Origin of the sequence: Clostridium thermobutyricum (assembly GCF_000371465.1) — a bacterium.
GTDB lineage: Bacteria > Bacillota > Clostridia > Clostridiales > Clostridiaceae > Clostridium > Clostridium thermobutyricum.
The window spans coordinates 446449-461460 of record NZ_KB850956.1 but is presented as its reverse complement, the minus strand read 5'-3'; the positions used below and the strand labels follow the sequence as shown (position 1 = coordinate 461460).

Here is a 15012-nt window from a genome sequence, read left to right as displayed (position 1 = left end):
TTCTATTTTAAAACTTTTTCCCAGCTTCTATTTTCTAAATAACCTAACATATCACTTCTTAATTCTTCTCTTCTTAGAGCAAATTCTATTGTTGCTTCTAGGAAGCCAAGCTTATCCCCAACATCATATCTTTTTCCCTCAAAATTATATGCATACATTGCTTCTTGAGATATTAAAGTTTTTAATGCATCAGTAAGCTGAATTTCTCCACCTTTTCCTGGTTTAGTATTCTCTAATATATCAAATATTTGAGGAGTTATTATATACCTTCCTAAAATGGCTATATTACTTGGAGCTTCCTCAACACTTGGTTTCTCAACTAAATCTTTTACTTTATAAACTCTGTCTTCTATATGAATTCCATTTACTATTCCATATTTAGATACATTTTCTTCTAATACAGTTTGAACTCCTAAAATAGAAGTTTTATATTCCTCATAACATTCCATCAATTGTTTTAAACATGGTTTTTCATTATAAACAACATCATCTCCTAAAAGAACTGCAAAAGGTTCATTTCCAACAAATGTTTTTGCACAATGAATTGCATGTCCTAATCCTTTTGGCTCTTTTTGTCTTATATAATGAATATCAACCATACTTGAAATATCTTTTACTAACTCTAAAAGCTCTTCTTTTCCTGACTTCTCTAATTCCATTTCAAGCTCAATACTTTTATCAAAGTGATCTTCAATACATTTTTTATTTCTTCCTGTTATTATAAGAATTTCTTCAATTCCAGATGCAACAGCTTCTTCTATAATATATTGAATAGTTGGCTTATCAACTATTGGTAACATTTCCTTTGGTTGTGCTTTAGTTGCTGGTAAAAATCTAGTTCCTAACCCCGCTGCCGGTATTATGGCCTTTTTTACTTTCATAATTTTTCCCCCTTATAACATCGTTATCATTTTAATTATACCATATATATTTTCATATAATTATTTAAAATAATTAATTATTATAGATTTTTCATTTTATCCCCTTAAATTTTATACTATTTTTATAGTTTTTTATTTTAATGCGATATTTTTTAGTAAAGTATTAAAAAATAATCTATTATTTTAATATTAATTTTATTTCAAGCGTATTTTATGTTGAATCTTATAATATTTGATGATATATTAATGTCATATTAATTTTTACAAAAGCGAGGTTTTTTATATGAAAAAGAGTACGAGAGATTTTTTTATTGTTGGCTTTGCACTTTTCGCTATGTTTTTTGGTGCAGGTAACTTAATATTTCCACCATTTTTAGGACATGCTGTAGGTAAAGATTTTATCTTTGCTATAATAGGCTTTACATTAACTGGAGTGGGTTTACCTTTGCTAGCTATAATCGCTTGTACTAAAGGTGATGGAACTTTCAAAACAATGGCTTCAAAAATTGGACCTAAATTTGCAATTGTTTTTGCAGCAATTTTATTTATTGCAATTGGTCCAATGCTTGGAATTCCAAGAACTGCTGCAACTACTTATGAACTTACTATTCATCCAATATTACCTCAAATACCGCCATTTGTTTGGATGTTAATTTATTTTGGTATAAATTTATTTTTTGTATTTAGCAAAACTTCAATCATAGATACTATAGGAAAATTTTTAACACCTGCATTACTTATAATACTTGGAATAATAATAGTTAAAGGAATATTTTTACCAATAGGAAATGTTTCAGATACTGGATTTACAAGTGTATTTTCAAATTCACTTATAGAAGGTTATCAAACTATGGATGCATTAGCTGCTTTACTTTTTGCTGCTATTGTTTCAAAAAATATTGCTTCTAAAGGATATTCAAAAGAAAAACTACTTCCTATGACTATTAAAGCTAGCTTAGTTGCTGCTATTGGACTTGCTATTGTATATGGAGGATTAACTTTTATAGGTGCACAAACTACATCAGTAGTTAGTGGAGATATAACTAATACAAGTCTTTTACTTTTTATTTCAAAAAGAATACTAGGTAGTGCTGGTACTACAATAATTGGTGTTGCAATGGGACTTGCTTGCTTAACTACTTCAATTGGATTAATAACTGCTGGATCATCTTTCTTTGAAGAGATATCAAAAGGCAAATTAAAATATAAATACAATGCTATTTGTATAACTATAATAAGTATTTTTATTGGAAGTCTTGGAGTAGATAAAATAATAAAAATATCTGGACCAATACTTAATATACTTTATCCTGTAGCAATAACTTTAATATTTACAACTTTATTTAGTAAATTTTTAAAAAATGTACGTGCTATTAGATTAGGTGTTTATATATCATTAATATTTGGAGTTCTTCAAGTTATACCTTTTGTTAACTTAAGCTTTATTCCACTTGCATCTTTAGGTTTCTCATGGTTAATTCCAACAATACTAAGTGTTATTATTGGAAATTTAATATTTAGAATACCATCTCAAGAATTAGTTCAAGCATAAAAAATGGAGCATATAAAATATGCTCCATTTTAATATAAAATAATTTATATATTCCGAACTATTCCTAAAAATTTTTCTGTTAACACATACTAAGTGCAGTATCTTCTTCCCTTACTAATCTCCATTTTATAGCCTGTTGAACAGAATTAGAAGAAGAATAAAAATTAACCAAGACTCCCTTTTCATTTACAAGTGCTCTTCTATTATATATATCTTTTATAAAATCTCTTGGATTATCTCTATATTTTAAAGGCGATATTATTTTATATGCTCCCATAACACCATTTTGTACTGCAGTAGAAACTAAAACATTTTGTACTGCTAAATTTGAAAGCATTTTGGAAAATCCCCCATCTCTCCTTAACATTCTAACAAGTTTATCATAATAATTTTCTTTTATAAATTCCATTTGTAAATTATAGAATGTATTTGGATATTTATTTGCTATAGCCCTCCAAACATTATCAAATTCATTTCCATACTGTATTCCTTTTTGTTTATATTCAGCTCTAACTAATGCAAAATAAAAACTATAATTTTCTCTTTTTAAAAAATTAATAAATTCAGCTAAAGTCCCAGTATTACTTGAAAATTGCCAAGCTCCATAAGATTTCCCACCAAAATCTCCTTTTCCTGTTGAAATACTTCCTGGATTATTATTGGACTCATAAATAGCAGAAAGTTGTGTAATTTGTCTTGTTGTATAATAATTATTAGTATTTTGATTGTTAACTTTATTTTGTACGTTATTTTTCTTACTTATATAATTAGCTCTTACTGAGTGATTTATAGTATCTGCATGAGCTGTTAATGTTCCCGTTGCTCCTGTAATGGCTGCTGTTACTGCTGCAGCTATAAATATTCGTTTCAATTTAAAGTTACCCCTCTTTCTTCTGTATATATTAATATTAAAAGTTATTTTCTCCCTCTACAATGCTTTTTACACTTTATTTACAAACTAAAAAAGACGCAGAATATTTTATTCTGCATCTTTCATTTATTTATAATAATTTAGAATATCTTCTCTTGTATTTAAATTTAAATTTTTAGGAATTAATAATTTTTTTGAATCTTTCCCTATTAATTTTCCATCTATTAAATATTCTTTATTTAATAATTTTTGTCCCCACATTATTATTTCATCTGTTAAAGGTGTTTCTACATTTAAAACTTCTGCAAATCCCTTTATAATACAAGTACCAAACTCTAAATCTTCTATAAAATATCTTGACTCTAAATTTGGTTTAAACCCATTTTCACACTTTATCATTGGAGTCTTTATTCCTATAAATCCTGGTGCTGTCCTAATTTTTTCTGTTAATTCAGATGGATGCTCTATATTAAATCTAGATTTTATTCTTTCAAATTCACTAGATGGATTATTTATTAAAGCTTTAGTTACATCTTCTAATTCTTTATCAAGATTAATTAAGCATTTTGAAGCAAAATCTCCCCACTCTTCATAAAATAATGAATGATCATCATATACTTTTTCATCATGATGATCTTTAAATAATTCATAAAGTCTAGATGGATGAAAAATTGGATTTGAAGGTGATAATGTTATAGCTAAATAACTTTCTAAAGGTATACAAGGAATATCTATTAATTTAGTCATTACCTCTGCAATTTCACTACATTTTTCCTTTGGAAATGCTCCTATTTTCATAAAAGGATTTCTTTCTTTTAAATAAACACTCTTGCCATATTCTTTTAACCTTGTAATAGAAGGAACTCTTTGGCTACCAAAGAAAGTACAACCTTTTTCTAAAAATTTCTCTTTAAAAAACTCTACTCCACCAAAGCCTGGAATTATACCTATTGCTGCTCCAGGTTTTATATATTTTATAATTTCGTTTAAAGCTTTTTCTAACATAAATGAAGGATATGTAACAAGAATTATGTCTGCTTCTTCTACTCCTTCTTTATAATTATCTATAACTTTATGAAGTTTAACCCTATGTTCTAAATTCTTTTCTTCTTCTATTAAGTCAATAAAACCATCAAACATATCAACTTTTGAAGTGTGTAACCATACCTTATTATTCTCATTTAAACCTATAAAACTTGCTAAGTAAGTTCCTATATTTCCTGCTCCTATAATACAAATATTCATATTGCCCCTCCTCAAAAACTCTTTGGCTACATTTTACCATATTTTCTTTTTTATGTGTTTACAATTATGTAACATTTATTTTTATTAAATTTTTTGATGTTGACAAGAATTTCTCAATTGATATAATGTATTTAATAAATTTTTTAATCAGATAAGAATAGTCGGATACGTTGAAATAGAGATTTAAAAAGCTAAAAGTCACAGAGAATAAATCATTTTGGTGAGAGATTTAACTTAGTAACTTTTTTTATTGCGCTATGGAGTATGCCTTATGAAATTAAGTAGTTTGGCAGGATTGCTACCTTATAGCTAGAATTTTAAATTCATTGAGGGACTTTTGTCTAAAGTAGAGTGGAACCGCCCAAATTTGGGTCTCTATACTTTAGAGAGAAGTCCCTTTATTGCATATAATATAATATACAAAATTAAATGGAGGTATAATCATGAAGAAAAAAATTATAGGTATATCTTGTAATATAGTAAACACTAAAGATAATGATTCTTTTCCTGGTTTTACAGTTCAAAGAATATTTAATGAATATGTAGAAGCAGTAAAGTTGGCTGGAGGAATTCCTATATTAATTCCTGCAACTACAGACAAAGATATAATTAAAGAACAAGTTGATTTAATTGATGGATTAATCATAACTGGCGGATATGATGTAGATCCTAATAGATATGGTGAAGAACCTCATCCTCTTCTTAGCATTATTTCTCATGAAAGAGATGAATTTGAATTTACTCTTTTAGAAATGGCCACAAAAACTAAAATTCCTTACTTAGGTATTTGTAGAGGACATCAACTTTTAAATGTTGCTAATGGTGGAACTCTTTATCAAGATCTTTCTGAATTTGATTCATGTAATATCAACCATGTTCAAAAGGGTGACCCTCATAAAGGATATCATAAAATTAACATTACTGAAGATTCTAATCTTTTTAATGTTTTTGGGAAAGAATATAGAGTAAATTCATTTCATCATCAAGGAATAAAAAAAGTTGCTGAGGGTTTTAAAATTACTGCTAAGTCCATTGATGGAACTATAGAAGCAATTGAAAAAATAGATGAAGATACTTTTCTTTTAGGTGTTCAATGGCATCCTGAAATAATGGCAGCTAGTGACTCTAAAACATTAGATCTCTTTAAATATTTTATTTCTAAATGCTAATACTTTTAAACAGAAGAAAAAGGAGGTGGATACTGCTACATAAATTACCTCTTTATGTAGCAGTAATTTAATGAGTAAAAAATCTAAAATTGGTTTCCTGAGCATTGTTCTTCTTGGATTCAATGCTATTGTTGGAAGTGGTATCTTTCTATTACCAAATAAAGCTATGGCTTTAATTGGACCTGCTAGTTTAGGTGTAATTTTATTTGACGCATTTCTTGCAATTACTATTGCTTTATGTTTTGCTGAAGTTGGTGGTAAATTCAAAAATAATGGTGGTCCTTACCTTTATACTAAAGAAGCTTTTGGAATATTCCCTGCTTTTGAAGTTGGATTTATGACATATGCAATATGTATAATTGCAGCAGCAACTATGGCTGTTGGGTTTACTACTGCTCTTTCAGTATTTTTCCCTGATGCATCACATGGAATTACAAAAGATATATTAATTATTGGTCTTTTAATTTTACTTGCAATAATGAATTTAGCTGGTGTTAATCTTTCTAAAATAGTAATTAATGTTTCAACTATAGGTAAATTAATTCCTTTAGTTATTTTCATTGCTGTAGGAGTATTTTTTATAAAAGGTGGAAACTTTACTCCAGTATTTCCACATGGTACATATACACATGGATCTTTTGGTTCAGCTGCTCTTTTAATTTTCTTCTCCTTTACTGGATTTGAAAGTATAGCTTTAGCTGCTGAAGATATGGATAGCCCAAGTAAAAATATACCTAAAGCTATTGTAGTTGTTATGCTTCTTGTATCAGTTATTTATATGCTTATACAAGCAATTTCAATTGGTATTCTTGGTCCTAAATTAGCAACAGATCTTACTCCAGTTGCTACAGCATCTTCTGAAATTCTTGGCCCTTTTGGTGGAATACTTGTAAGTCTTGGTATACTTGTTTCAATAATAGGAATAAATGCAACTCAAGCCTTCCTTACACCTAGACTTGGAATGGCTTTAGCTAATGATGGACTTTTCCCTAGAATTATGGCAAAAACAGATTCAAGAGGAGTTCCTTATGTTTCTGTAATAGTTAGTACTATAATAACTATTCCAATAGCTTTATCAGGAAGTTTTACTCATTTAGCTTTAATAAGTTCAATTTCTAGATTTGCTCAATACTTACCGACTTGCCTTGCAGTATTAGTATTAAGAAAAAAACGTCCTGAATTAGATGGTTCATTTAAAATTCCATTTGGACCTGTAATTCCTATAATAGCTATGGCAGTTAGTGTATGGATTCTTACACAATCAGATCTTCAAGAAATTGTTTGGGGACTTGGTGGATTAATACTTGCAATTCCACTTTATTTCTTTATGATATATTATAATAAACGTAAAAACATAGAATTTAAATAAAAATAACCCCCTCTAGTTTAAATAAATCTAGAGGGGGTTATTTTATATTAATATTAAATTTATTATAGTTTACATAACTATTCCTGACATACCAACTTTTAATACATCCTTACAAATACTTTCTATATTTTGTTGATAATTTATCGTATAAATTGGTATTTCTCTTGCAATTATTTCTTGTATTTGTCTATATAATTTTTCTTTTTCTACTTTATTCTTTGTATTTTCTGCATCTTTAAACAGTCTATCTACTTCAATATTATTAAATCCTGAAATATTCTTAGCTCCATTTGTAATAACTAATTGGGCATAATTATTTGGATTAGTTCCTTCATTATATGAAGTTATAGCTAAATCATATTCTCCACTCTTAGGATTTGAAACTTCTTTGTTAAATTCATTTTCTGCTAAAGGCTGAAGCATAACATTAATTCCTATTTTAGCTAAATTATTTTTAACTACTAAAGCTTCACTTCCAGCTGCTTTAGCTCCTGCTTCATATGTTAATTTTAGTGTTAAATCATGTTCTCCTGATTCTTTCATTAATTCTTTAGCTTTGTCTAAATCGTGATTGTACTCTACTACATTATTATTATAATATTCAGTTGAAGGTGTGAAAATTGAATATGCATTTTGTATATATCTACTATTTTCATATTTTGACTGTGATAAATCTTTTCTATTTAATGCATAACTAATTGCTTCCCTAACTTTTATATTGCTTAATGCTTTATTATTAAGATTAAATGCCATAACATTAACTATACCTGAATTTGTTTCTGGCTCTATATTAAATGTAATCTTCTCCACTTTTGAATGATTTTTTTCATAGTAAGGATTTCTTACAAGAATTAAATCTTTTCCTTTTTCTTCACTTTGGAACATATAAGGTCCATCTGTAACATGTTTATTATTTTCTGGTGAATTTTTTAAATCAATTACACCTTTATATATATGCTCTGGTATAGGATGGAAAAGTGCTAAATTTCCAATAAAATCTTTAGAAGGCTCTGGCAAATCAAATTGAACAGTTAAATCATTTATTTTCTTTATCTTAATTGGTTCATTATTTATAAGAAATTTCTCTCTTAATTTTATATTATTTTTAGGATTCATCATTTCATTAAATGAATATATTAAATCATTTGCTGTTACTGGCTTTCCATCAGACCATTTTAAATCTTTATATAGTGTAACTGTATAAGTTTTTTCATCTTTCGTATGTACTATCTTTTTAGCTAATCCATCACAATTAATTGATCCATCATTATTTAAATTATAAATTGGTTCATATAACATATCTGAAACAAATAAAGCGTTACTTGAACTTACATAAAAAGGATTCATTGTTTCTGGTGTACTTGAAAGTGTCAATTCAAGATCTTTACTTACTTTATGTAAATTTCTATGATTAATAGCATATCCTCCACCTATAATTATTCCTATTACAACAAGAGCGCCTATTATTTTAGTGATCTTTTTCTTACTCATAATTTCCTCCAAGGTTTAATCTATATCCAATTAATTATAAAAAAAAGATATGAAGTTTTTTTGAACAATAGTAAAACTTCATATCTTTATATAAATTTTTTAATCCTGTTTTTTTAATTTAATATACTTTAATATCTTTTCATTTCCAATATCTTTTTTCATAAGAATTTCTATCCATTCTATGGCCTCTTCATATTTATTTTCATAAATACATATTTCAGTTAAAATACAATACGGCTCAATTAATTCATTTTCTCTTTTTATAATATCTTCAAATGATATTTTAGCTTTATTTAATTCTCTATTCTTTAAAGCCTTTATTCCCTCATTATAATCTGCTAATAACAATTTAAAATTTTCTGAATTAATATACTCTAAATATCTTTTAGCTTTATTTCTGGCTGTTATAGATAAACTTCTTTCAAATACAATCTTAGCTTCATTAAACAGACATTTTTTATAAAAGCATAATCCTAATATATTTAATAAGTCTACATCTCTATTATTTATTTCTAAGCCTTCTATTAAAGTCTTTATTGCTAAAGTTATATTTCTATTCTTTATATAATCTAAACTTATAATTTTATATTTATAAATTAGTTCTTCTGTCATATCTCTCCTAATCTATATCAAATAAAATATCTGTAAGAGTATCATCTAACTTTGTTACTTTATCCTTATCTTTATTTTCAATAGCAGTTTTCATTTCAGATATTATACTATTTACATCTTCTAAAGTTTTGCTGTCCATCTTTTCAAATTTATCTTTAGCTACTGATATGCTTACACTAACTATATTATAAAGTTCTGAATCTTTCCATGTTAGATTCTTCTGTTTTATATTTATATCTTTTGATAGATCTTCTATATCTTTCTCATTTAATCTCTCAACAGCCATAAGCTTATGCTTCTTTTGTCCTGTTGATAAAACTTCAACTGAAACATCTAGCATTCCATTTAGATCATATTCAAAAGTTACCTCTACTTTTTCTTCTCCAGCTTTTTTCTTTGGAATTCCATCTATAACAAAGTTTCCAACAAACATATTATCATCAGTTAGCTTTTCTTCTCCTTGATAAACTCTTATATTTACTCTTTCTTGATCATCAGAAGATGTTACATAAATTTCTGATTTAACTATTGGTAATTTCATATCTCTTTTTATTATTGGACTAAATTCATTTTCTTCAACTGCTACTCCAAGTGTATAACTACAAACATCTGTAACAATAAGTCCACTTTCTGAACTTATTTTAGAATTTTTAATTCCTGCTTGAACTGCTGCCCCAAGTGCAACTGCTTCATCAGCATTTATGCTACTTATAATTTTAGCGCCAAAAGATTTCTTTAACATATCTGAAACAGCCACCATTCTACTTGAGCCACCTACAAGAAGAACAATATCTATATCTTTACCTGTTATTCCTGATGCTAGAAGAGTTTCACCAACTATTACCTCTGTTCTTTCTATAAGATCTTTTGTTAAATTATTAAACGTATCTCTTGAAAGTTCAAATTCTACATCTATAGATTCTCCCTCTTTATCTATACCTAAATTATTTATTATTATGTCTGTACTATGAGATACTGATAAATCTTTTTTAGCTTCTTCTGCTGTTTCTTTTATTTCACTTTTCTTTTTCTTACTTAATTTTTCTATGTTAACTTCTGTATTTTTAGATATATATTCTAAGATATATTCCTCTATTCTATTATCAAAATCTTTTCCACCTAAAAGATTATCTCCTCTACTTGCTTTAACATCCATTATTCCAGAGAAAAGTTCAAGAACTGTACAATCAAAAGTTCCTCCACCTAAATCATAAACTAAAATTTTAGCTTCTTTACCTATATTTTCTAATCCATAATACATAGCTGCTGATGTTGGCTCATTTATAATTCTTTCTACTTTCAATCCAGCAATTTGTGCTGCTTCTTTTGTAGCTGCCCTTTGTATATCGTTAAAATTTGCAGGAACAGTTATTACTGCTTCATCAACTTTTCCAATTTGCTCTTCTGCCATTTCTTTTAATTCTTTTAATATTATTGCTGATATTTGTTGTGGTAGATATTCCTTTTCATTTATTATTATCTTTTCATTTGTTCCCATAAGTCTTTTTACTTCACTTACTGTTATTTCTGGTCTTATAAGCATTTGTCTTTTCGCTTTTTTTCCAACTATTATTTCATCTTTTTTTATAGTAACTACAGATGGCATTATATTTCCATCACAATATTTTTCATTTCCTATAATTACAGGTTGTCCATCTTTTATATATGCAACCTCCGAAGTAGTGGTTCCTAAATCAATTCCTATTATATTTCCCATATACTAAATTTCCCCCTCATTTTTTATAACAACTACACGACTTTCTCTTATTACATTCCCCTTATAACAATAGCCGCTTTTAACTTCCTCTACTATAGTTTCATTTTCCTCTTCATTTCCTTCTATAACCTCTACACAATAATGAACATCTTCATTAAATTGCTCAGAAACACTCTTTATTCTCTCTAATCCTATATAATTTACTTTATTATTTATCTTCTTAAACGTTTTATTAAAAGCTTTTAAACTCTTTAAGTCATTACGTTTTTCTAAAAGTTCTTTGAATTCATCTACTTCATCTAATATTTGTATAATTCCATTTAAAATTTTTTTAATAGATTTATCTTTTTCACATATTTCTTTATTTAATTTTATGTTATCCATTTCAAGTCTATCTATTTTATCTATATAAGATTGTTCTAATCTTTCAAATTTTATTAGCTCTTTTTTTCTTAATCTTTCTATATCTTTAAACAAATCATTTATATCTTTACTTAATAAAATACTCTCTATAGAAGATTTCTCATCTAAATACTTTGCTTTATAAAAATCAAACTCTTTCTCTAAATCTATCCCCCTCATATACTCACTTCTCCTTATTTATAAAAACCTCAATAAAGCTATGATTATCACAATTACTAAACAAATAAAAAAACTTAACTTTTTCTTTTTATTCTTAGATTTTCTTCTATTTTTCTTATTTTTAGGTACATTTGTCTTTTTATTTTTTGCTTCTCCTTCATAGGGAATAAATCCTCCATATTTATCAAATAAATATTTAGCATCTATTGAATATAGTTCCTTATGAAATTTCTCTAAAATACCTAAATTAAATTTTATTTTTTCTATATTATATTCTTCTTTTAGCTTTTCTAAATAAAAGATTAATTCTTCATCCATTTTCTCTTTCAATTCTTCATCTATGGCAATACTCTTCTTTACTGATGCCAATAAAAACTTCTTTAAAGTTTTATGGAAGTTATCTCTATCTACAATTGCCATTTCTTTAACTAATGAAAATATAATTGTTGCCCACCCCAAGTTATTCTTATAATCTTCCTCTGAAATTTCACTTTTTATATCTCTTATATAACTTATTAGTTCTTCTAAGCATATAACAATTGCATTGGCATTTTCAAAATCTAATATTTCTATAATTGCTCCCTTTATTAATTCTAATTTTTCATTATTATCTGAGGTTATTTCCAAATTGATAGCTTGAGTTAAATACTTTGAGCCTTTTTCAATTTCTTTTATTCTAAATAAATATTTAGCTAACTCACAAAAACCATATACACTTCCTCTTTTATTTAAAAATGGTATAACATTTTCAAATAAAATCTCTCTAACTTGCTCATAATTTCTATCTTCAATATATAGGTCTACTATATTAAAATATAAATTAACATCATTAAATTTAAGTATACCTTTTTTTAAATATGATTTTAAATCCTCTTCATCATCCAATTTATAAAGATAAAATAACATCCATTCCATTTGAGAGTAAGTTAAATATTTAGATTTCTCAAAAACCTTTTTTTGTATATTATATGCCTTTGTATAATTTTCTTCTTCTGCATAGATTTTACCAAGTTCATGTAAAACACTTGGAACATCTCCTTCTAATTTTATAAAACTAATAAGTCTATTTTTCCCTTCTAGTAGTTCCCCTTCTTTTATTAGTTTTAATCCTTCATCTAACATTACTTGTGCATTACTATCATATCCATTGAATTGATCATATTCATATCTCTGCTCTTTATCACTTAATATTTCATAAGCTGAATTTATCTTTGAAAATTCTTTACTATATTTCTCTGGTGGATATTTTCTAAGCATTTTAGCATAAGCTTTTTTTATTTCAGATAAACTCGCCTTCTTAGAAACCTCCAAAACCTCATATAAATTTTCCCCCATAGCCCCTCCAAAACAAATCCATTATATTACAATTTTAACATTAAAATTCTGCTATAACAATAATATTAATAGCTTAAATTAAATATTCTAGTTTCTATTTTCCTATATTTTTACCTATTTTAATATAAAATACATTTTAAAATTTATGTTATGGTATAATGTATATATAGAAACTAAATTACAAGGAGGATTTTTTTATGAATAAATTTCAAAAAAGAGTAGCAAAAGAAACTAAAAAAAGATTAGATTTAGATGCAAAAGTTGAAGAATTTTCAAAACAACTTGAAGAAATGAAAACTGTTGGAGAAATAGAAACTATTTTAGATCAAATAGACCTTTTACCATCATGGTATGAAATAAAAAAAGGTGTTGTTAGAGATTTCAAAAAATCTAAATAATAAAAAAAGCTATGCAATTATTGCATAGCTTTTTTTTAATTTAATCCAATTTTATCATTTACACAAGCTTTAAATTTGCTCATTTTTTCTTCTGAATCTTCTATTGAATTTCCTATAACAGAAAGATAGAATTTTATCTTAGGTTCAGTTCCTGAAGGTCTTACAACAAACCAAGAACCATCTGTTAATATATATTTAAGAACATTTGATTTTGGTAAATTAATCTTCTTAACTCCTCCTGATACTAAATCTTTTTCTATTGATTCTTTATAATCGAAGAAAGTTTTTACTTTAACTCCATTAACTTCTTCAATAGGATTTTTTCTTAATGATTCTAAGCAGCTTTGTATCTTTTCTGCTCCTTCTTTTCCTTTTAAAGTTACTGATTTAAGATCCTCTTTAAAGTAACCATATTTATCACAAAGATCTACATAAGCTTCATAAAGACTCTTATTTTTTGTCTTGTAATAAAGAGTCATTTCAGCAACCATTTGTGCTCCAACTATAGCATCTTTATCTCTAGCATGATCTCCAAAAAGACATCCATAGCTTTCTTCAAATCCAAATAAGAATGTATTCTTACCTGTTTCTTGGAAACTTGTCATCATTTCACCTATATATTTAAATCCAGTTAGAACATCAAATAATTCTACATTATATTCATTACATATTCCTCTAACCATTTCTGTTGTAACTATTGTTTTTATAACAGCTCCATTTTTAGGAAGTTCTCCAAGTTCTTTATATGAACTTAAAATATAATGAGTTAATAATGCCCCAACTTGGTTTCCTGTAAGAACTCTATATTCTCCAGTTGAATCCTTAACTATAGCTCCTATTCTATCTGCATCAGGATCAGTTCCTAAGATTATATCTGGATTCATAGTTTTAGCCATATCTAATGCTATTTTAAATACACTTTTATCTTCTGGGTTTGGATATGGTGCAGTTGGGAAGTTTCCATCTGGTGTAGCTTGTTCTTCTACTATGTGTAAATCTGTATATCCTAATTCAGTTAATACTCTCTTAACTGGCATTAATCCTGTCCCATGAATTGGAGTATAGATTATTTTTAAATCTTTAGCATTTTCTTCTACTAATTTTTTTCTTATAGTATGTCCCTTTAATGTTTGAACAAACTTATTATCTATTTCTTCACCTATAATATTTAATAAATCTTTTTCTAAAGCTTCTTCTCTTGAGACTAATTTGATGTCTTTATAATTAACATTACCTATTTCATTTATTATAGTTTTAGCTGCTTCATCAGTTATTTGACATCCATCATCTCCATAAACTTTATATCCATTATATTCTTTTGGATTGTGAGATGCAGTAATAACTATTCCTGCTTTACATTTAAGCTCTCTAACTCCAAATGAAAGTTCTGGAGTAGGTCTTAAACTTTCAAAAAGATAAGCCTTTATTCCATTTCCACCTAGTACTAATGCGGCTCTTTCAGCAAATTCTTTTGACATATTTCTTGAATCAAAAGCTATACAAACTGATACATTTTCTTTATATTTTTTATTTAAATATCTAGCTAGTCCTTCTGTTGCTTTTCCTACAGTATAGAAGTTTAATCTATTATCACCAGCACCAATTATTCCTCTTAATCCACCAGTACCAAATTCTAATTCTTTATAAAATCTATCTTCTATTTCCTTTTCATCAACTATAGCTCTTAACTCTTCTTTAGTAGCATCATCAATTATGTCTGATTCTAACCATAGGTTTAGCTTTTCTTTATAATCCATATTGAACCTCCTAATCCATAAAAGAATTTATTT

At 27.0% G+C, this 15012-nt stretch carries 13 protein-coding genes; 4 read left to right on the top strand and 9 right to left on the bottom strand.

The genetic code is table 11. The annotated features are described in order from the left end of the window. Positions 1–2: 2 nt before the first annotated feature. Positions 3–881, bottom strand: a complete 879-nt coding sequence (gene galU, locus HMPREF1092_RS02010) for a UTP--glucose-1-phosphate uridylyltransferase GalU (RefSeq protein WP_002596917.1) — start codon at positions 879–881, stop codon at positions 3–5. Between the two features lie 283 nt (positions 882–1164). On the opposite strand from galU, the gene brnQ reads away from it, so the two are divergent. Continuing rightward, positions 1165–2433: a branched-chain amino acid transport system II carrier protein gene (gene brnQ / locus HMPREF1092_RS02005; RefSeq protein ID WP_002596916.1), complete on the top strand. Its 1269-nt coding sequence runs from the start codon at positions 1165–1167 to the stop codon at positions 2431–2433. 79 nt (positions 2434–2512) lie between these two features. Here brnQ and HMPREF1092_RS02000 read toward each other — a convergent pair whose 3' ends face one another. Both HMPREF1092_RS02000 and HMPREF1092_RS16395 read right to left on the bottom strand, forming a co-directional pair. Continuing rightward, the gene (locus HMPREF1092_RS02000) at positions 2513–3304 is read right to left on the bottom strand and encodes a VgrG-related protein (protein ID WP_002596915.1); all 792 of its coding nucleotides are present in this window, start codon (positions 3302–3304) and stop codon (positions 2513–2515) included. Positions 3305–3430: 126 nt separating this feature from the next. Continuing rightward, positions 3431–4549: an NAD/NADP octopine/nopaline dehydrogenase family protein gene (locus HMPREF1092_RS16395; protein WP_002596914.1), complete on the bottom strand. Its 1119-nt coding sequence runs from the start codon at positions 4547–4549 to the stop codon at positions 3431–3433. 443 nt (positions 4550–4992) lie between these two features. Between HMPREF1092_RS16395 and HMPREF1092_RS01990 the strand changes: the two genes are divergently transcribed. Together HMPREF1092_RS01990 and HMPREF1092_RS01985 are read left to right on the top strand one after the other, a co-directional pair. Beyond that, positions 4993–5718, top strand: a complete 726-nt coding sequence (locus HMPREF1092_RS01990) for a gamma-glutamyl-gamma-aminobutyrate hydrolase family protein (RefSeq protein WP_002596913.1) — start codon at positions 4993–4995, stop codon at positions 5716–5718. A 70-nt stretch (positions 5719–5788) separates the two neighbouring features. Continuing rightward, positions 5789–7087 carry an APC family permease gene (locus HMPREF1092_RS01985; RefSeq protein WP_002596912.1) on the top strand — a complete coding sequence of 433 codons (1299 nt, stop codon included), beginning with the start codon at positions 5789–5791 and terminating at the stop codon, positions 7085–7087. 69 nt (positions 7088–7156) lie between these two features. On the opposite strand, the gene HMPREF1092_RS01980 is transcribed toward HMPREF1092_RS01985, so the two are convergent. The 5 genes from HMPREF1092_RS01980 to HMPREF1092_RS01960 all read right to left on the bottom strand — a co-directional run bounded on the left by HMPREF1092_RS01980 (position 7157) and on the right by HMPREF1092_RS01960 (position 12824). After that, entirely contained in the window at positions 7157–8578 is a 1422-nt protein-coding gene (locus HMPREF1092_RS01980; RefSeq protein WP_002596911.1) for an ABC transporter substrate-binding protein, read from the bottom strand. A gap of 99 nt (positions 8579–8677) precedes the next feature. Next, a complete protein-coding gene (locus tag HMPREF1092_RS01975; RefSeq protein WP_002596910.1) occupies positions 8678–9190 on the bottom strand; it encodes a tetratricopeptide repeat protein in 513 nt (170 codons plus the stop codon). Between the two features lie 7 nt (positions 9191–9197). Further along, a complete protein-coding gene (locus HMPREF1092_RS01970) occupies positions 9198–10907 on the bottom strand; it encodes an Hsp70 family protein (protein WP_002596909.1) in 1710 nt (569 codons plus the stop codon). Positions 10908–10910: 3 nt separating this feature from the next. Next, positions 10911–11489 carry a nucleotide exchange factor GrpE gene (gene grpE, locus HMPREF1092_RS01965; RefSeq protein WP_002596908.1) on the bottom strand — a complete coding sequence of 193 codons (579 nt, stop codon included), beginning with the start codon at positions 11487–11489 and terminating at the stop codon, positions 10911–10913. 18 nt (positions 11490–11507) lie between these two features. Next, a complete protein-coding gene (locus HMPREF1092_RS01960; protein WP_002596907.1) occupies positions 11508–12824 on the bottom strand; it encodes a J domain-containing protein in 1317 nt (438 codons plus the stop codon). A gap of 197 nt (positions 12825–13021) precedes the next feature. Here HMPREF1092_RS01960 and HMPREF1092_RS01955 point away from each other — a divergent pair, with 197 nt between their 5' ends. Next, positions 13022–13222, top strand: a complete 201-nt coding sequence (locus HMPREF1092_RS01955; protein ID WP_002596906.1) for a hypothetical protein — start codon at positions 13022–13024, stop codon at positions 13220–13222. Positions 13223–13257: 35 nt separating this feature from the next. On the opposite strand, the gene HMPREF1092_RS01950 is transcribed toward HMPREF1092_RS01955, so the two are convergent. Further along, a complete protein-coding gene (locus HMPREF1092_RS01950) occupies positions 13258–14979 on the bottom strand; it encodes a phospho-sugar mutase (protein WP_002596905.1) in 1722 nt (573 codons plus the stop codon). Positions 14980–15012 lie beyond the last annotated feature (33 nt).